Annotated in this window: 15 protein-coding genes; 2 read left to right on the forward strand and 13 right to left on the reverse strand. The window is 48.9% G+C overall.

Annotation, left to right across the window (positions count from 1 at the left end; genetic code table 11):
- Nucleotides 1-7: 7 nt before the first annotated feature.
- From ebgA to RQP50_RS20015, 12 genes are all read right to left on the reverse strand, one after another.
- Nucleotides 8-3,082 carry a beta-galactosidase subunit alpha gene (gene ebgA / locus RQP50_RS19960; protein ID WP_139295330.1) on the reverse strand — a complete coding sequence of 1,025 codons (3,075 nt, stop codon included), beginning with the start codon at nt 3,080-3,082 and terminating at the stop codon, nt 8-10.
- Nucleotides 3,083-3,408: 326 nt separating this feature from the next.
- Entirely contained in the window at nt 3,409-3,984 is a 576-nt protein-coding gene (locus RQP50_RS19965; protein ID WP_072729154.1) for a putative ABC transporter permease, read from the reverse strand.
- Nucleotides 3,985-4,077: 93 nt separating this feature from the next.
- A complete protein-coding gene (locus tag RQP50_RS19970; protein WP_072729155.1) occupies nt 4,078-4,731 on the reverse strand; it encodes a hypothetical protein in 654 nt (217 codons plus the stop codon).
- 268 nt (nt 4,732-4,999) lie between these two features.
- Nucleotides 5,000-6,100, reverse strand: coding sequence for an AI-2E family transporter (locus tag RQP50_RS19975; protein ID WP_072729156.1), 1,101 nt, complete (start codon nt 6,098-6,100; stop codon nt 5,000-5,002).
- Between the two features lie 129 nt (nt 6,101-6,229).
- Nucleotides 6,230-6,628 (reverse strand): DoxX family protein, encoded by a 399-nt coding sequence (locus tag RQP50_RS19980; protein WP_315746493.1) that lies wholly within the window; start codon nt 6,626-6,628, stop codon nt 6,230-6,232.
- A gap of 98 nt (nt 6,629-6,726) precedes the next feature.
- Nucleotides 6,727-7,575 (reverse strand): M56 family metallopeptidase, encoded by an 849-nt coding sequence (locus tag RQP50_RS19985; RefSeq protein WP_315746494.1) that lies wholly within the window; start codon nt 7,573-7,575, stop codon nt 6,727-6,729.
- A 3-nt stretch (nt 7,576-7,578) separates the two neighbouring features.
- Complete coding sequence (locus RQP50_RS19990) at nt 7,579-7,992, reverse strand: BlaI/MecI/CopY family transcriptional regulator (RefSeq protein ID WP_021257316.1); 414 nt, start codon at nt 7,990-7,992, stop codon at nt 7,579-7,581.
- 78 nt (nt 7,993-8,070) lie between these two features.
- Nucleotides 8,071-9,522: a cardiolipin synthase gene (cls, locus tag RQP50_RS19995; RefSeq protein ID WP_315746495.1), complete on the reverse strand. Its 1,452-nt coding sequence runs from the start codon at nt 9,520-9,522 to the stop codon at nt 8,071-8,073.
- A 74-nt stretch (nt 9,523-9,596) separates the two neighbouring features.
- A complete protein-coding gene (locus RQP50_RS20000; protein ID WP_315746496.1) occupies nt 9,597-10,862 on the reverse strand; it encodes a GerAB/ArcD/ProY family transporter in 1,266 nt (421 codons plus the stop codon).
- 54 nt (nt 10,863-10,916) lie between these two features.
- Entirely contained in the window at nt 10,917-11,135 is a 219-nt protein-coding gene (locus tag RQP50_RS20005) for a hypothetical protein (RefSeq protein ID WP_072729160.1), read from the reverse strand.
- A 5-nt stretch (nt 11,136-11,140) separates the two neighbouring features.
- A complete protein-coding gene (locus tag RQP50_RS20010; RefSeq protein WP_072729161.1) occupies nt 11,141-12,346 on the reverse strand; it encodes a Ger(x)C family spore germination protein in 1,206 nt (401 codons plus the stop codon).
- Between the two features lie 35 nt (nt 12,347-12,381).
- Nucleotides 12,382-14,832: a spore germination protein gene (locus tag RQP50_RS20015; RefSeq protein WP_315746497.1), complete on the reverse strand. Its 2,451-nt coding sequence runs from the start codon at nt 14,830-14,832 to the stop codon at nt 12,382-12,384.
- A 252-nt stretch (nt 14,833-15,084) separates the two neighbouring features.
- Here RQP50_RS20015 and RQP50_RS20020 point away from each other — a divergent pair, with 252 nt between their 5' ends.
- A complete protein-coding gene (locus RQP50_RS20020; protein WP_072729162.1) occupies nt 15,085-15,627 on the forward strand; it encodes a cob(I)yrinic acid a,c-diamide adenosyltransferase in 543 nt (180 codons plus the stop codon).
- 309 nt (nt 15,628-15,936) lie between these two features.
- Nucleotides 15,937-17,556: a PTS sugar transporter gene (locus tag RQP50_RS20025; RefSeq protein ID WP_315746499.1), complete on the forward strand. Its 1,620-nt coding sequence runs from the start codon at nt 15,937-15,939 to the stop codon at nt 17,554-17,556.
- Nucleotides 17,557-17,719: 163 nt separating this feature from the next.
- Here the strand turns inward: RQP50_RS20025 and RQP50_RS20030 are convergent, their stop codons facing one another.
- Complete coding sequence (locus tag RQP50_RS20030; protein ID WP_394358418.1) at nt 17,720-18,946, reverse strand: multidrug effflux MFS transporter; 1,227 nt, start codon at nt 18,944-18,946, stop codon at nt 17,720-17,722.
- Nucleotides 18,947-18,984 lie beyond the last annotated feature (38 nt).

Here is an 18,984-nt window from a genome sequence, read left to right on the forward strand (position 1 = left end):
GCGATTGCTAGTTGCGGCGCACTGTTTCCTTCGCCTTCATCACATCTGAGATTTCCTTATTCGAATATACAGACAGCTTCAGATTCAGCTCGAACGGCTCAAATCCACTGCGATATTGACTCAGCTGGCGCTGTCCGCAGGAATTCGAGCCTAGACCATTCTGCTTCGCATCGAGATGCAGCACAATGTAATCCCGCTTCTTCAAATCAACCGTATGCTTGGCAGCATCCAAATCCTTAACTTCATAATAAGAAGCACTAAAGTCCATCTTTGGATACGCAACTGCCATGATCCCTACCCCATAACGATCCGCCAAGCGAACCCAGCGGCAGTCCGTATGATTGCCATTTTCCTGTGGATGCACGTAATTCGTGAACATTTCATCCACCGTCCGCTCATAGACGCCAAACTGATTTGCCTGCTTGGAATCTACATACGACTCCCCAGGACCTCTGCCATACCATTTGCCATTCTCACAAGCAGCACGTACACGAAGTTCCACACCAACGCGCGGAATCATCTCCGGCGCCTGTTCCTTCACGCCACCCGGCTCTCCGCTCACATCGAGCAGCACATCGCCATTCGGGTAGATACAATAATCATAGCGGGAACGGTAATGCCAAGCGGCGTTCGTCGTCCCATTCAAGACAGACACCGTCACACGGACAACATCGCCTTCCTGTGAATAGGTGACTCCTTCTACAATTTCATGCATCAAATGCATAAATGTCTTAGTTCGGTAATCATCCACGACATACATATCATTATCGATCGGCGCGCGCCAGAACTGAAGCTTTGGACCCTCTTCCACAACCGTAGTGCCATGATGTGTCCATGAGGTCATGCGGCCCTTGACCGTATCGAAGCGAATGCTGAACTCTTCCCCGCGGACGATGAGCTCACAGTGTCCCTCTTCCATCGTAAGCGTACCGCTCGGCTCGATGTACAGCATCTCACCAGCAATCGGCAGGAGGAATTGCGCCGTCGCCAATTCATGTCCTGCTTGTGCCCAGGCACAGTCACTCTTCAACGTATAAGAAAGATTCACATAGTAGTCCGTTCCCGGTTCAGGCGTGAAATCGAGTGAGTATCCGAGCTCTACCTCCTTGCTTGTGCGTGCAGCGATTCCAGTAATGTCTGCTTCGCCTGTCTGCAAAATGCAGTCATCCTTCACAATCGAGAAACGCAGTGCCAATTGATCCAGCGATGCAAAGTCATATTTGTTGCTGACGCGGATCAAGCCGCGCTGCAAATCAACCTCATGCGTATGAACAGGTTCAATGACCTTTTTATATTCCAACAATCCCGGTGAAGGGGTACGATCTGGCATGACAAGCCCGTCAATACAGAAGGCTCCATTCGTCGGATCATCGCCGAAGTCTCCGCCATAACGATAATAGACACGACCCCGCTCATCGATTGTCTGGATGCCGTGATCACACCATTCCCAGACGAATCCGCCTTGCAGCTTATCATGTGCGTAGAATAGATCTTGATACTCTTGCATATTGCCCGGTCCATTCCCCATCGCATGAGCGTACTCGCATAGAATATGCGGCTTCGTAGAGTTCTCAATAATATACTGCATCGTCTTCCGCTCCGGATGATCCAGCCACGTATACATCGTCGAGTACACGTCCGCAATATCCGTATCTCTGTCCCCTTCATAGTGGACGAGGCGTGTCGGATCCATTTCCTTCGCACGGAGACCCATCGCTCTGAAGTTGCGGCCATAGCCTGATTCGTTGCCAAGCGACCACATGATAATACAAGGATGATTCTTATCCCGCTCAATCATGCGCTCAATACGATCGACGTATGCTTTCTCCCATGCCGGATCATCCGTAATCCAATTAAAGTTGTCTGTCAGCTCGAAGCCGTGGCACTCCAGATCCGTCTCATCGATCACATACATGCCATACACATTGCACAGCTCATATAAGCAAGGCGAATTCGGATAATGCGCCGTACGGATCGCATTAATATTGTGCTGCTTCATGAGGCGAATATCCTTCTCGATATCATCGCGCGATACAACACGTCCTGTAATCGGATGCGCATCATGGCGGTTGACACCCTTCAGCTTGATGGCAATCCCATTGACGGTGAATGTGTCCCCCTTCAATTCAACAGCGCGGAAGCCCACCTGCTGTGGAATGACCTCAATGACCTCATCCCCGTCTGTTAAGGTGAAGAGAAGGGTATATAAGTACGGCGTCTCCGCACTCCATAACTTCGGAGCCGCAATTGGGACAGCAGTCGCGATGCGTTCGCCCGCAGGCATATCGCCGCAGGCTACCCGTTGTCCAACTGCATCAAGCAGCTCGTAAGACAGCGTGTGTCCCTGCTTCGCACCACGAATATCTGCGCTCAGGCGAAGGATCGCATTCGTAAAAGTAGAATCCAGCTCTGTGACCACTGTAAAGTCTTCAATCCCCGCAAGCGGCTGGGCATACAATTCGACATCACGGAATATACCGCTCAGCCACCACATGTCCTGATCTTCAATGTACGTTCCATCCGACCATTGATACACGCGGACACACACTTCATTCTGCCCTGCTTCTACATAGCTTGTAATATCAAATTCACTCAGCAGTCTTGCACCCTTGCTGTAACCGACTTCCTGCCCGTTCACCCATACATGGAATGCGGAATCAACGCCATGGAATCGCAAAATCACCTGCTGATTGTCCAGCCATTGCGGGCTAATCGCAAAGCTGCGCTTATATATTCCTGTCGGGTTGTCTGTCGGCACATAAGGCGGATTAATCGGGAAGTTGTACCATAAATCCGAGTAATGCATATTGCCATAACCCTCAAGCTGCCAGTTGCTCGGCACCGTAATGTCGTCCCAGTTCGAGCAATCAAATGATGGCCGCTCGAATCCCGGCGGCGAATACTCAGGCGCTTCCAAATAAGCGAACTTCCATGTACCATTCAAGCTCTTCCATTGATGCGCATACTTCGGCTCGTCCAGCAAGGCTAGTTGTCGATTCGGATAGGAGCGAAAGTACGCTCTCCCTTTCATACGGTTACAATTTGTAACACCCACATTTTCCCATTGCTTCATCACACGCATAGTACGGCCTCCTGCCACGGGGATTCATCACACGAACGACATCCATTTCCATCCGTCTCACCATTCGTTCCGTCTGAGATGTTGGATGAATCACATTTTCACTTTCTAATAAAATTTTACCTGAGATTAGTAAAATTCACAATCGTTTTAGTAAAATATTTTACTGATCATTTATTTTTTTACTAACTATTACATGGTGTCAGTAAAACTTTTAGTAAATACATGTTTTCCCTGTAAAATGGGTAATATCAACAAAAAGAAGAGCGAAGACGTTTTGTCTCCGCTCTCGCAACCTTGATTTTACTATTATTTTACCTAAATTTTACTCAGCTTCGACTGTCTGCCATCAACTTTCCTTCACGTCTTCGCGACCATACGGTCCACGCCATGTCCACCCAAAAATAAATGACGAACATTGGGCATGCCATATTCCAGATTGCTGATATTTGCACGTAGCCAGCCTCTAGCAAGGGATGCAGCCCGTACACAACTGCTAGCGATAAGAACATCCAGCATAGTGAAAAGGATAGACAAACATGACCTTGAATCTGTATCCGATATGAAGAATAGTCCCACCATTTGCGATAAAATACCTTTTCCAGCATTAAGCCGCTCATATATTCGACAGCCGTCGGAATGACGAAGCTCAGCAGCAGAATGAGGCCCCAATTGCCCCCTTTTTCGACATAAGGAAGCAAGAGAAGAGGGGCAACTCCATACATAGGTTTGAATGGCCCTTGCAGGAAGCCCTCCTTCCAGAAACGGCCCGTTGTTAACTTACTGTATATGTTCTCAAGCAGCCACCCTCCGAACGAGTAGACCATAAAATAAAAAACGGCAGCCAATGCATCGTTGGCTGCCGCTCCTGTAACTTGCAGCGGAATCGGCACATGTGCCACCATAACGCATAACCTCCTTATGCCTGCATCAGCGGCATATCTCAAGCTACACGTAGTATGGTTATATTCTACACCACTTATTCCCTGTTTTCTCGATTATTCAACGATAATAAGGCTAGCGTGCGACTGTCCTGGAAGGGAGAAAGTCATTGCCAGAGAGTGGAATGCCTTCACTTTCTGCCCTTCCTTCAAATCCGCCAATTTCAAAGCTACACCTTGCTTGTCCATGATGTATGTTTCTTTCGAGATATTCAAAACGACGTCATTATTGATATTGCCATCATTATCAACATCGACATGAACACGACCATTTACATCGCCTTCTGTCTTCGTTACGCTAAGCACCTTGCCTTCCTTAGCCGTTGTTTCGCCTTTGACAACAATTTTCTCGGCTCCGACTGTTCCCGGGAAGGTCATGAGCATAATCGGTCCAAATTGAACCTCAACAATTGCGCCCTCTTTCAAGGCATCTTTGCTGAGCGTCTGTCCCTTCTCGTTCACGATAACCGTGTTGTCTTGTACATTAATATGCAAATATTGTTGACCACGGAGAACAAATTTACTTCCGTTCCCCGACTCAATAATTCCTTGTGATGTCACATGTTCTTCTGGCAATGTCGAGCCCTCCTCTACAGGGTGAGACGATACGACATGACCTTGAATGGCCTCAGCAGCTACTGCTCCAGCGAATGGTACGCTAAGTACCGCCATAATTGATGCAATTGCCAAGCCCTTGTTCCATTTTTTCATTTTAAATTCCTCCTCTAATCTCATGTTGTTAGGGCACACCTATGTACCTACTTCTTGATGCCTTACGATTATTCGGTTTGTCTTCATAGACGGAGGAAGTATGCATAATGTTGCATAAAAAATAATTTGAATATGTATTCAATCCTATATGTGTCTTGCTTATGTCCAGTCCTGCCCTTACTAGATTTACCGCTAGCATATAAAAAGGTGCCAGAGGGAGAGCACACGATCCCCCTTTGGCACCTTATTCCTTATTATCTGTTCGTTCCTACTGCTCACCAATACGACGTTGAATAAATGAATCTACCGCCGTCTTAAGCACTGCAACAACTGGGACGGCAATGAACATGCCCAAAATACCGAACATAGCGCCTCCAATAATAATCGCAAAGATAATCCAAATGGGACCTATGCCCACTTTATTACCCACAATTTTCGGACCGATATAATAACCGTCGAACTGTTGGACAATGAAAATAAACAACGTAATCCATAGCGTCTGTTCTGGTGATACAAACAACGTAATGATACCAACGAACAACATCCCCATAAATGGGCCGAAGTACGGGATCACATTCGTTACGGCCACGAGCAAAGCGGACAACAGCGCATATGGCGCTTGAATAATAAGGAGTCCAATGAATACGATACTGCCTACGACCGTTGCATCCAAAATGACCCCTACAAAATATTGCGAGAAAATCATGTCCATTTTTCTCACGAAATCGATGACGCCTTCAGCCCGTTCCTTTTTAAGCAGGCCATGCAAAGTGCGCTTCGCGCCTGTCCCGATCTTCTCCTTGTCCTTCAACAAGTAGATCGAAACGATAAAACCGATAACGAGATTCAACAGCGCAGACGTAAAGGTAAACAAGCTGGACAGCAAATTATTCAGCATCAGCTTCAAGAAGTCACTAATTTGACTGGAGACAGAGCTGAAATGCTCGCTAATGCTGCTCGAGATTCCGGATTGAATGAACCATTCCTTACTCATGACATTGGCCTGCAGCCATATCTTCGTACTCTCCATATAAATCGGCATATCAGCCAGCAATGTGCTTACACTCTCAATCACTCGCGGTGTAATGACCGTAATCAGCAGCACAATAATGCCGAAAAACAAGGTATACACGGCTATAATACTAACAAATCGCTTCGATTTTGTCCTGGCCAACAGTCTCTTCTCCAAGAGATTAACAAGCGGGCGAAGAAGGTAGGCAATAAAACAAGCGATAAAAAACGGTGTAAGCATAGACAATAAGGCTACAACTCCACTAAGCACATAAGCAATATTGTCGATGAGCTTGTACACTATCACTGCAATGGTGAATAGCCCCAAGTAGCGCAGTGTTCTTCGATTCTTAAGCATGGCATCCCCCTGATTGCAAATTCGTCACGTATAACTTAGTATATCGATTTTCACAAGAAATGAAATAAATATGAAAAAAAGCATTTCCCCATCGACATCATCGATGAGAAAATGCTTCATATTGCGCTCTTATTGAGCTGCCTTACCGCGGCGGAACAATACACGGTCTAACGAGTAGTCCGCCCCTCCGCTTACTACTAAGTACAACGACATGGCTGCAAGCGCAATATCCAATTCATAGCCGCCTACGAAGCCCATTTGCAGCTTCACCGTGAAGATAGCCATAAGCATAATGACGGTAAACGCCGCCCCAATCCATCTTGTACCCAGACCAACGATGAGCAGAAGGCCTCCAATCAATTCAACAGCCGCGACAACGTATCCCATGAATCCCGGAATACCCAGACTTTCGAAGAAGCCTGCTGTATTGTCGAGACCCCCTTGGAATTTCTCTAGGCCGTGAATGAAGAAAATAATCCCTAACGCAAGCCTGATGAACAATGTACCTAATCCTTGATTTACTGACATAATAAAACGCCTCCTATTTAACATAATATGTGTTAGTATGGTTGATTCATGAATCTTCAATTAAAACTACGCATTGTAGTGTAAAACTCTAAAAAAAATTAAGGCATAGCAGCAAAGAACAATAAACATAAAGCAAGCAATACTTGCAGTGACACAATAGCCCGCGTAAACGGCAGCTTCATTGGAATATCTGTATCTGGCTCCAACAGCTGACGAATCCGGTAATTAATCGATGTATCTGCGAATGAGACATACGCAAATGGCATGCGCGGCGCCTTGCCTTGCTTCAACATCTTGAGCAGTGCGCTTCCTAAGTGTGCCGATGTTCCGAGACGTCCAATGGCGTAATGATCGGCCAGCACTTCACGGATGATGTTATACTGCTGCTTCGACCATCTCATAATTGGCATGTACCACATGACCGAAGCGAGAAGAGACAGAATGAACATCCGCAATGGATCTCGGTGCATCTGATGGAAAGCCTCATGTTGGACAACTGCTTCCAGCTCATCATCATCAAGCAGTTCCATTAAGCCGGTCGATACGACCACGATTGGCAACCATAGCCCCATCGTGAAGGCGATCGGGGAAGCATGCTCGACAATCATCATTCGCTGCTTACCTTCATAGAACCGACTATTCATCTGAAGCGTCAGCTCCTGACTGCGATACGTATGCAGCTTCCAGTATGCTTTGCGAGACAACCACATCTGCCGGATGAACAGGATCAGTACGCTAATAAGCGTACAGAACACATAGGCATCAAGCACGTACACGAACTTGGACAATCCGTAGTTCTGCATGAGCGTGGAGCACGCCTCGACGAGATTGAAGTGCAGTTCCCATCCGGCAAGCACCTTCATCGCATATAGTACCATTTGACAGAACAACACGGCTGCAATTAGAAGCATCGAACTGAAAATGAACGTAGATCGATTTTTCCACATTGTCTATTTATCCTTTTTCAATTGCTTGATTTTTTGTTCCAATTTGTCCAGCAGCCCCTCATCTACATCCTCCAAGGCATCCAGCATGTGATTCACGACAAGCGGACCGAATTCATCCATCAGCTCATGCGTTAATTCCTTGGACTGCGTATCGAGGAAGGCATCTCGACACAATACTGGGCGGAATAAGGAAGAACGCCCCTCCGTGCGCTTGACCAGGACTCCCTTATCCACGAGTCGGTTCATGACCGTCATGACGGTGTTGAAGTTGACACACTTCTCTGCCTCAAGCTTCTTCTGCACGTCCTTAATCGTCATTTCAGAACCTTCCCACAGGACAGACATAACCTTGGCCTCCAGCGGCCCGAAGAACCGGTTCAATCCACTCTCGTGGAATTTGAAGTTATGAATTTTCATCGTGGAATTCCTCCCACTACAAATTGTAGTGTGATCGCAAACCTATGTCAAGTATGTCCATAAATAGGCATTAGACATTTATAAAATTGGCGACACCAATCGTGCGATGGATTCTACAAATCGGTGACGAATTGACCGCTTCTGGTACGTATTCCAATTTAACGCGATAGACTCCTTCATATCCTGCTCGAACAACTTGTCGAGCTCTCCCGCTACCGCTTTGTCATAGAGGAAGGCATTAACTTCGAAGTTCAGGCTGAAGCTGCGATGATCCAGATTCGCCGTACCAACCGTAGCAGCCCATCCATCTACAACCATCGTCTTGGCATGCAGGAAGCCCTTCTCATACCAATAGCACTTGGCACCAGCACGAAGCAATTCACCAAGATACGCATTTGATGCCCACTGTACCAACTGACTGTCCCCCTTCTTCGGAATCATGATGCGCACATCAACCCCAGATTGCACGGCAACCTTTAACGCGATGAGCACACTATCATCTGGCACGAGATACGGTGTCTGCACATAGATGCGATCCTTGGCTTCAAATATTAGCTTAAGCAGTCCATTTCGGATTTGCTGCTTATCTGAATCCGGCCCACTGGCGACAATTTGGACAGCGGTAGTCCCAGTGTGAACGGGTGCAGGGAAGTAATGCTCATTAAAGGCAAGATACTGTTCAGACGCAATGGACCAATCGAGTAGGAATTGCCCTTGAAGCCGATGAACAGCCCCTCCTTGCAGCTCAAGATGAGTATCACGCCAATGTCCAATCTTCGGATCGAGTCCGACGTACTCATCACCGATATTGAATCCGCCAACAAACCCAACCTTGCCATCCATAACCGCGATTTTTCGGTGATTGCGATAGTTGACACGCAAATTAAGATAAGGGATCCGCGATGGGAAGAAGCGGTATACTTCTCCACCTGCTTCACGCAGAGCTGCAAGATCCCTATCCTTCAAGGCAGGCGATCCAATATCGTCATACAGCAGCCTTACCTCGACACCATTCGCAGCGCGCTCCGTCAATGCGTCAATGATTCTGCGTCCGGTCGAATCCCCAGCCAGCTTGTAATACAGCAAATGGACATGATCTTCAGCATTTTGAATTCGATCAACTAGCCGATCCATCATCTCGTCCCCGTCTGCAATGACATTCACCTTGTTGTCCTGTGTTAAAGGAGAGTAGCTGCTTACCAAGTTCATATAAATAAGCGGTTCATAGTATTTCACGCCATCATCCTGATATTCGAAGGTTCCCTCCCGAATTCGCCGCACTTGAGCTGCAATTTCATCTCGAACAAGACGTTCATTCCGAGGCTTGATTCGATAGACCTTCCGTCGAGCCAGATTCTGACCGAACAAAATATAGAATAGGAATCCGATGAATGGGAGCAGCAAGAGGAGCATTAACCATGCCCACGTTCCCCCTACATTGCGTCTCTCTAGAAAAATAACGATTGCCGCAAATAATAAATTAATTATCGGTATCCATATCGCCGCCAGCTCCAATAGATGTGTCCACATAGATAAGCCGCTCCTGTTCCTTAAGATGAATCCATTGTACCATGAGAGAGGTGCATGCTCAGTCATTCATGTACTTAGCGTTCAGGAGGAGATGTTCGTCCACTGCTTGGCCGAAGAGCAGTAGGAGCATCATCCATGGGAACATCACTTCCGCCTCCTTTATCAATGAAGGTGGATCCGTTCTCAATCGCAGCCCCTTGCTCTTTGCATGATTCATTCTGCGGAGCACTCTCTTCTTGCTGTGTCTTCGCCTGAGCGTTGGATCGGTACGTATCAACTAACAGCAGGAGCAAGGGCAGGACAAGCCCGGGCAGAAGCGCATAGGTCGCCCAATGATCGAGCAGCTTGCTAAGATAGGGAGAATTCGGGATGAATAAGATCGACCAGCTGACCGTGATCATCCCTAGCGGAATGATGAGGAAGCGATGTTCAGCTAGCTTCAAGGATTGGGCGAGGCCTACCGCAGTTGCATACAGAAGCAGCGCCATGCGGAAATAAGTCGTCAAAAACCAAATAACCGCCATCACCGCCTCGATCCGCTCCAAGAAATTACCGATGCTGATTTTTTTGGCCAGTGCATAGGTCGGATACATATGCCTCGCCGTACTCTCGGCTCCAAGGGCCAATATAGACAATAACGTTGTAATGATCAGGAACGCCCCGCCAATTATGCATCCCCACAGTAAAGCATTTGCCACTTTGCCTTGGTTCTTAACTGAAGGAAGAATCAGCAGCAAGATTGCCATGTCGAGGAAAGGAAAGCTGAAGAAGGTCAATCCCCCGCGCATGACCGGCACAAATCCACGTTCGAGAACCGGCAAGAACTGCTTCACTTCAACTTGCGGCATTACAAACAAAATAAAGCAAATAAATAGAAGCAGCACCCATGGGAAAAATATCTCAGCTCCTCGCGCAAACACTTCAATTCCAAGATAGGCACCGAAAATGATGATGAACATAAAGACAATATGAGTCGCCACAGCCGGTGTCTCCGGCATAATCTGCATCGTTATGAAATCGCCGATATCCCGCAGAGTAAGCGCCGCTGTAGTAAGTGCAAATCCGATAATGAAGCAAAGCGATGCTGCCTTGCCGAGCACCTTGCCAAGGATCAACTCACAATATTCTGCTATCGATTGTCCCGGGTATCTTCGGCATAGGGCGGAGTACAGGGGGACGACGAGCAGGCCAAGAACTAAGGATAATAGAGCGGATAGCCATCCATCCTGCCGGGCTTCTTCCGCTAGGCTCGATGGGATAATCAAGATCGCACTTCCGATAATAAATAGTGCCGTCAAGATTGTCAGCTGACGAATACTTATGATGGATTGATCCTTCATCCGCCCTATCACCTCCTTGATGCTGCATCTCACTAGCTTGCTTGTCGTTCTTTACTACAGAAATCGCCTCAAAGGCTTAAACATCATCATGATCCAATCCATAGGATTCGGTATCCTCATTTTCATCCCGAGGGCTATACCAAACCCAGCAGCGATGAGCAGCATGATCAGCAGCACCCAGCGTTCCTTGTATAATTGCTGCCGCTTCATACGAGAGGATTCAGACAGGAAGGTGATCACCGCAATTACAATTGAGCCAATACTGATCCACATCTCCCCTACTCCTTCACGTCACGTAAGAATGAGTTGCCAATTGTCCCTGTCCGTACGATTTTCAAATCCACTTGAATGTGGACAGGTAGCTCCTTGAACAATTCAGCCCACCGTTCCTTATGTTGATTCCAGTAGCCCGGATATGCCCGGTGGACAGCTTCTCCAAATCCGAATATATCTGCACTTACTGCCTGCGCTCGCTGCAGTGATTTAGTTGAATGGTTAATCATCACTTGTTCTGCCGCCTTCTCCAATTGATCAAGAGTAGACTGCTGGCTTGTATCGATATTGCATTCAACATCTGCAACATTAGCCTCTGTTCGTATGAAGACGTTGATTTCTGGTCTATTATTTACAACCTTCGCCTTCACCTTGGTCTTGGAGCGAATGACCTCCACCCCCGCCTTCCCCCCAGACTCGCAGGGAACTTGAACGTAGGTGTTCTGCAAATTATCAGTCAAGTTGCTGTATCCCTTGCTCTCCGCCTCATTCATCCACCCCACGAGTCTGTCTCCCTTGAAGATGGCTATGCCTGAATACTTTAATAGCGCCTGGGTCTCGATCAGCTCCACATTCCCCTTCTTCTTCCCTGCCTCACGATCCCCCTGAATCAATATGCCTGTCAGCACTGCGTCCTTTCCGTAACTGGTTAAATTGGTTATCAAATCATCTAACCGAACACCCACTGTCGGTGCCCACGTCTTATCCGACACCTCTAGCGACTTGTACATTTTATTGGCAGGTATTTTATCGAGCGGCGTATAGAAATTCAATATATCTCTCGCCGTAGTTCCCTTGGCAACCACGAGATAAAAATCAGTACGCAGCTCTTGATCACGTGATAGGAAATCGAGCGGCTTGCTGATGCCTTCACGCGCCATTTCTTCTCCAAAAACAAAAATTCGCAGATGCGAGAAATACACCTTGCGAGGTGTAATCGTGGTCATGCGTCGTATCGCTTGGAACACCGTATTTCCTTTTGCACTATATAGCGTTACAGGAGCCCTGTTGCCGCTCGGTTTGCGTGCCGATACCTCGCTTGGATCGACAACCTGCACAAATACCTCATACTGCCCATTGTCTGCTTTATCAATTCCCATCCCTACCGCTATGGCCAAATCATTCATCTCACGCCGATTCCAGCAGCCGGAGACGAGCAGACCAAGCAGCAGAAGTAACAAGCAGCTGAGGAGAGCGGATCTCCGCTTCATGACTGTCGCCCCCTTTTTTTCACTTGATTATGTTGTTATTTTATTGGCGGCTTGGGCTTAGCTTGCGCCGGAGGCTGCTGCCGATTCTTATTGTTCGGACTCATATAGCTTGGTCTTGTCCGCATTGCCCACTGTGGCAACCGAAAGATCGTATCTTTCTGATCTTTGATAATGATAGGTGCCAGCGGACTCATATAAGGGACGCCAAAAGAGCGCAGGCTGCACAAGTGGAGCACAATGGCGATCAGACCAATACAGACCCCGAACAGCCCAAAAGATGCAGCGAGCAGCATGAGTGGAAAGCGAAGCATGCGGAACGCATTCGACATGCTGTATGCGGGAAATACGAAGCTGCAAATCGCCGTCGTCGACACAACGATGACCATTGCAGCAGAGACGATACCTGCATCGACCGCAGCTTGTCCAATAACGAGCGTTCCCACAACCGATACCGCTGGCCCAATCATTCTCGGCATTCGGATTCCTGCTTCCCGAAGCAGCTCGAACAGAATCTCCATCATAATCGCCTCGAAGACAGCAGGGAAAGGAATCCCTTCCCGCTGTGCCGCCAAGCTGATCAGCAGCTGCGTTGGAAGCATCTCCTGGTGGAATGTCGTAATGGCGACATATAGTGATGGCCCTAACAGCGCGATGAAGATGCCGATATAGCGAAGGATTCGAACAAGAGTGCTGATGTCCGATCGGAAGAAGTAATCCTCAGCCGCATGGAGGAAGGATACGAATAGCGCAGGCACTACGAGCACGGACGGTGTGCCATCCACGATAATGGCGATCTTCCCTTCCAGCAGCTCTGCGGCGATGACATCAGGGCGCTCTGTATTGTATACCGTCGGGAAGGGCGTGAACGTCTTGTCCTGAATCAATTCTTCGATGTATCCACTCTCCAGAATGCCGTCAATATCGATTCGAGCCATACGGTCTCGTACCTCTTGTACGACCTTGTCATTGGCGATCCCTTGAATGAACATAATGGCGACATTCGTTTGTGTGAGACGACCGAACGACTTCGTCTCCACGCGTAAATCCTGATGCTTGATCCTTCTCCGAACCAGTGATGTATTCGTTCGTAGTGTCTCAGAGAACGCCTCACGAGATCCTCGAACAGATGGTTCTGTTGTTGCCTCTACTACACCGCGATCCTTCCATCCCTGTGTGCTGGCTGACAACCCCGTCGTATAGCCATCTAAGAGCAGTACCGTATTGCCGGACAACACCTCTTGGAATACATCCTCGAAGCAGGCTACAGACTGAATATCCCCTACCGCAAGTACTCGCTCTTGCAATAGCTTAATCATATCTGTTGACCCACCCGTCCCAGGCTGTGAGCCTGATTGCGAGCTTTGTTGCCAGCTTTGTTGCGAACTCTGGTGCGAGCTCTGTTGCGAACCTTGTTGCGGGTCTTGTTGCCAGCTTTGTTGCGCGCCTTGTTGCGGGCCTTGCTGCGAGCTTTGTTGCGGGCTCTGTTGCGAGCCTTGCTGCGAGCTTTGTTGCGTGCCTTGTTGCGTACCTTGTTGCGAGCCTTGCTGCGAGCTTTGTTGCGTGCCTTGTTGCGTACCTTGTTGCGTACCTTGTTGCGAGCCTTGCTGCGCGCCCTGTTGCCAGCTTTGTTGCGCGCCTTGTTGCGGGCCTTGCTGCGAGCTTTGTTGCGAGCTCTGGTGCGAACCTTGTTGCGGGTCTTGTTGCCAGCTTTGTTGCGTACCTTGTTGCGGGCCTTGTTGCGAGCTCTGGTGCGAACCTTGTTGCGAGCCTTGTTGCGGGTCTTGTTGCCAGCTTTGTTGCGTACCTTGTTGCGGGCCTTGTTGCGTGCCTTGCTGCGAGCTTTGTTGCGAGCTCTGGTGCGAACCTTGTTGCGCGCCTTGTTGCGGGCCTTGCTGCGGGTCCTGTTGCCAGCTTTGTTGCGAGCCTTGTTGCGGGCCTTGCTGCGAGCTTTGTTGCGAGCTCTGGTGCGAACCTTGTTGCGCACCTTGTTGCGGGTCTTGTTGCCAGCTTTGTTGCGAGCTCTGTTGCGAACCTTGTTGCGGGTCTTGTTGCCAGCTTTGTTGCGAGCTCTGTTGCGAACCTTGTTGCGGGCCTTGCTGCGAGCTTTGTTGTAAGTTAAATTGGGAACTTGATTGATCTCCGTTCGAGGAGGCGGTAGAAGGTGCAGATACAGACCATGCAGATCCGCCCGAGCCTCCCAGCTGATCCGGCCTACTGTTCGTGGCCATGGTACCTTGTGATGCAGCTGAATCTGCTTGCTGTGTGGAATTATCACCTTGCAATATTTGACTATCGTTCAAGAGCGACTCCATCATAAAATCAGTTATAATCGCCTGATCGACTAGTCCATCCGTATATATTAATGCGATTCTTTGCTCACCCTTGCCCCCGACTCGCAATTCACGAATCACAATATCAGAGCTATTGCCGAGCTTCGTCCGAATATAATCCAGATTGCGTTGTAAGCTTGCTTGCAGCTGATCCATAGACGTCCTTCCTCACTTCTGCAGTTGATCGCATGCCTGCTTGTTGTGCTGCTGGCTTTCCACCGACAGCCATAGATTCTGTTTTCCAGTATTGCCGTGCGTTCAGCCAGATAAACCGCCAGTCGGTTCATCCCCTCCCTCTTAGTCGACAGGCCTTCCCCTCAGTGATACTATGGGAGTAATATATGCTACCAAGATTATGCCAGCACGCTGGAAAGATGCATGCCGGCTCATACAGGAGGGACAGCCAACATGGCGACACGAACCAGAGGAATGACGCTCGTATATACAGGTGATGGCAAAGGGAAGACGACAGCAGCAGTCGGGCTATGCGTCAGAGCGGTTGGACATGGCTTCAAGGTACTGATGCTCCAGTTCATCAAGAGTCCCAAGCGCTCTTACGGAGAACAGGCTTCGTTGGAGAAGCTGGGTGTTGAAGTAAGACAGCTGGGGATCGGATTTACTTGGCTGAAGACACCGGAGGAGCACCGTGAAGCATTCAAGCAGGCATGGGCGATTGCGAAGCAGGAAATCCAGTCTGGTGATTATGATCTCATCGTACTGGATGAATTGAACAACGCACTTGCAATTACAAGCTTCCCGATTGATGATGTTCTGCCAAGGGCTGAGATCATCGAAGTAATTAAGAATCGTCACGAGCATCTGAACATCGTGATAACAGGACGTTCAGCTTGTCCGGAAATCATGGAAATTGCAGATCTCGTATCGGAAATTCAGCCCGTGAAGCATTACTACGAAGAAGGCATTCCTGCCGTGCTGGGACTTGAATTTTAATTCATTCTATCTATCTCTCGATTATTCCCTTCATTAAGGCTGCATGTCCCTACGATCTCTACCTGGAGACAAGCAGCCTTATTCTATTACCTGCGTCCCTCTTAGCAAACCGCGGCAACACTCCGATGACCCTGACTTACTTTCCAACATTCCTCATTGCACAATTTGCCTATTTTTTTATTGAAATGAGGCTAATTATTCCTCTTTTTTCCATGCCATATAGATTGTTACTTCAACCATTTACCACTTTACTATAATATAGAAAAAAGATGGAACAGCTTCTTTCCACCGCAGACAGGAGGATCGTTTATGGCAAAAACAATCGCAATCATCGGAAGCAGCGGAGGCAACCTATATAACTTAGGAGGCAAAGACCCTCTTAAACTGCTCCAAGAACTTGTCATCCAATTGGAGAGTGCTGGGATCGGCTGTGGAGCGATTCAGTTCGTTGGCGCAGACGCATCAATGGACAACGCCAAAGGCTCTACGCAGGCTGCCCTGTATGGCTGGGATGAGTCGCTCCAGACTCCGAAGCCACTTGCAGAAGGATCACTAGATGAGATTAATCAGGTTGCCACGCAATTGGATCAAGATATTGCGGCGCAGATTCGCCAGGGTCGTATTGGCGCACTCATTATGATGAGTGCAGATCCTACCCGCACCAACGCATATGCCGTGGAAGCAGCGATAGATATGAATCTGCCAATCACAGGAACTGGCGGCACGTCCATGGCTCTCACCAGTGCCAAGGGAGCGAATGTGCTGGCCGTGTCTGGCACGACCGGAACGACGAATCGTACAAGAGCAGTCACGTTCGTGACCACACTATGTCAGCATTGGGGATTGACCTATCGGCCAATTATCGGCGCAACTGCTGATGCCTCATCTGGCAGAACAGGAGAGGGCTCGCCTTGGAGACGCATTAGCATACGCGGCATTATGCTCGCCTCTCTGCCCGGCTTTATTGCGATGGCACTGCTGCTTGCCTTAAGTAAAATCCCTGCACTGGCCGGACTTAGCGAGATATTCGACATTATGATCAAGGCGCTCCCTGTCATACTGGCAGCAATTGCAGCGAAGCAAATCTCGGATCTTGATGAGGTATCCATCGTCTCAGGTATCATCGCTGGAGTCATGTCTGTCGAGGGCGGCATTATTGGAGGAATCATTGGGGGGATTGGGGCTGGACTGCTCGGGCATGCTCTCTTTCGTAAATGTGTGCAGTGGCGCTTCCCTGCTACAACTATCAACATTGTAGCCGGCGGACTCTCCGGCTTAATTTCTGGGCTTATCGTCTATTTCATGATTGCTCCAATCGCCCTGCAAGCCGGTGAAGGTATTCGCTGGCTGCTGGAAGCAGCTGTATCTACAAGCTCAATACTAGCCGGACTGCTCGCTGGACTGCTCATATGGCCTGCCATTCTAGGCGGTGTATATCATGCAGCCATCCTGCCCATTGTCCTGCTCGAAATGGAGCGGACCGGTAATAGCTTCCTTGGAGCTGTAGACATGGCTGGACTTGTCATGGTATCTGCCGGTATCACGTTAGCGAATATAATTGCCCCTCGCGATAAGGGAGAAGCAGCCGTCGCCGTACCTGGCTTTCTGATTAATATCGGGTTCGGCACATTCGTAGAAGCAGCGTATCCCTTCATGTTCTCGAACAAATTCATCTTCGGCGGTGCTATCGTATCCGCAGGGCTGGGCGGCTTATTGGTCGGAATGTTCGAAGTACAAGGCACCGCATACGTTCCTTCGTTCATGGCGCCTCTGTTATCCAATAACATGACTGGATTCATCGTTGCGATGGTCGGGAGCCTCTTATCTGCCTTCATGATTACTTTGACCGTCAACCAACTGTCACGCAGATCCAAGCGGCTTGAGCATGTGACCAAGCAAAAGGTGCAGACCGACAATCTTGCCGGATAAGCTAAGCATTCATATTACAACCTTCAACCCATCACCAAACTAAAAAGCGCTGGAGACTTCGCGAACCATTCCGCTTGCTCCAGCGCTTTTGTATGTGGACATACATATAAATAAAAGTTACATGATATGAGTTCAACTGTGCACAAGATACAAGTCTATGACGTTACCGCTTGCGAATCATGAACAAGTAGCTCATTACCGCGCCAAGTCCGCAGCACGCAATAACAACACCCATCGGAACGGCTGTATGGCTGCCAGCAATGCCGACAAGCGGAGCAGCAAGCGAGCCTGCAATGAAGGACATCAAGCCCAGCATAGCCGATGCGCTGCCCGCTCTCTCCCCTTGGCTCTGCATCGCTAGAGAGAAGCCTGCCGTATTGACCACCCCTGTACTCGATACAACAATGAACAGGGCGATGACAACTGCAATTAACGGTGCCTGCAGCAGTATCGCAGCTAAGAGCAGCAGACCACCACTAACGGTTTGAACAATTCCTGCAATGAAGAGCCGCTTCTCATGGAAGCGAGACGCCAAGCGGCCCGTAATTTGTGTCGCAATGATGAGCCCAAGGCCATTGAGTGCAAAAAACAGGCTGTATGCTTGCGGGGATGCGCCGTAAATTTCCTGCAGCACAAAGGGTGATCCCGATATATAACCGAACATCGCAGCGAAAACGAAGCCTTGTGTGCATGCATATCCCATGAATTCACGATCAGACAGCAGTGTACGGAAGGTTGCCATCGTCGTGCGCAGACCGCCGGTAGAACGGCGCTCAGGCTGAAGTGTCTCCGGCAAACCGAACCATGCGGCGATCATCATAAGCAGACCGAGCAAGCCGAGCACGATAAACACCCCATGCCAAGTCGTAAACTGAAGCAGCTGCCCTCCAGCAATCGGCGCTAATATTGGAGCCAAACCGTTAATAAGCATGAGCAGGGAGAAGAACTTCGTCAGTTCACTGCCCGAATACATGTCGCGCACCATGGCACGGGCAATGACAATGCCTCCAGACCCAGCCATGCCCTGAATGAAGCGGAGGGCAATCAGCCCCCCTATGGACGGAACAATAGCACAGAGAACAGAAGCTATCACGTAAATGGCAAGTGAGAGGATCAGCGGCTTCCGGCGCCCTCTTGCGTCACTAAGAGGTCCAAGCATCAACTGACCAAGAGCTAAGCCCATGAGACAGGCAGTTAAGCTCAATTGCGCGAAGGAAGTGCTCGTCTGCAAGTCACTCGCCAACATCGGCAGGGAAGGCAGATACATATCAATCGACAACGGGCCAATCGCTGTCATCGATCCGAGAATAACGGCCATGGACAGTCTCTGCTTCCGAGTAGGTGCAGTCAAGGCTGAGGCCGTATTACTGTGTTGCACAGGTATACTCATAGATGGTTTTTCAATTCCTTTCTTCAATCGTAATCACG

The organism is Paenibacillus suaedae (assembly GCF_032337355.1).
GTDB classification, from domain to species: Bacteria; Bacillota; Bacilli; order Paenibacillales; family Paenibacillaceae; genus Paenibacillus_B; species Paenibacillus_B suaedae.

What these genes read in the sequence shown, in the direction of transcription:
- RQP50_RS19965 (WP_072729154.1), bottom strand. Translation starts at nt 3,984, where the DNA reads ATGGTGGCACATGTGCCGATTCCGCTGCAAGTTACAGGAGCGGCAGCC.
- cls (WP_315746495.1), bottom strand. Translation starts at nt 9,522, where the DNA reads ATGTGGACACATCTATTGGAGCTGGCGGCGATATGGATACCGATAATT.
- RQP50_RS20000 (WP_315746496.1), bottom strand. Translation starts at nt 10,862, where the DNA reads ATGAAGGATCAATCCATCATAAGTATTCGTCAGCTGACAATCTTGACG.
- RQP50_RS20010 (WP_072729161.1), bottom strand. Translation starts at nt 12,346, where the DNA reads ATGAAGCGGAGATCCGCTCTCCTCAGCTGCTTGTTACTTCTGCTGCTT.
- RQP50_RS19980 (WP_315746493.1), bottom strand. Translation starts at nt 6,628, where the DNA reads ATGTCAGTAAATCAAGGATTAGGTACATTGTTCATCAGGCTTGCGTTA.
- RQP50_RS19970 (WP_072729155.1), bottom strand. Translation starts at nt 4,731, where the DNA reads ATGAAAAAATGGAACAAGGGCTTGGCAATTGCATCAATTATGGCGGTA.
- RQP50_RS19975 (WP_072729156.1), bottom strand. Translation starts at nt 6,100, where the DNA reads ATGCTTAAGAATCGAAGAACACTGCGCTACTTGGGGCTATTCACCATT.
- ebgA (WP_139295330.1), bottom strand. Translation starts at nt 3,082, where the DNA reads ATGCGTGTGATGAAGCAATGGGAAAATGTGGGTGTTACAAATTGTAAC.
- RQP50_RS20030 (WP_394358418.1), bottom strand. Translation starts at nt 18,946, where the DNA reads ATGAGTATACCTGTGCAACACAGTAATACGGCCTCAGCCTTGACTGCA.
- RQP50_RS20020 (WP_072729162.1), top strand. Translation starts at nt 15,085, where the DNA reads ATGGCGACACGAACCAGAGGAATGACGCTCGTATATACAGGTGATGGC.
- RQP50_RS20005 (WP_072729160.1), bottom strand. Translation starts at nt 11,135, where the DNA reads ATGTGGATCAGTATTGGCTCAATTGTAATTGCGGTGATCACCTTCCTG.
- RQP50_RS20025 (WP_315746499.1), top strand. Translation starts at nt 15,937, where the DNA reads ATGGCAAAAACAATCGCAATCATCGGAAGCAGCGGAGGCAACCTATAT.
- RQP50_RS20015 (WP_315746497.1), bottom strand. Translation starts at nt 14,832, where the DNA reads ATGGATCAGCTGCAAGCAAGCTTACAACGCAATCTGGATTATATTCGG.
- RQP50_RS19990 (WP_021257316.1), bottom strand. Translation starts at nt 7,992, where the DNA reads ATGAAAATTCATAACTTCAAATTCCACGAGAGTGGATTGAACCGGTTC.
- RQP50_RS19985 (WP_315746494.1), bottom strand. Translation starts at nt 7,575, where the DNA reads ATGTGGAAAAATCGATCTACGTTCATTTTCAGTTCGATGCTTCTAATT.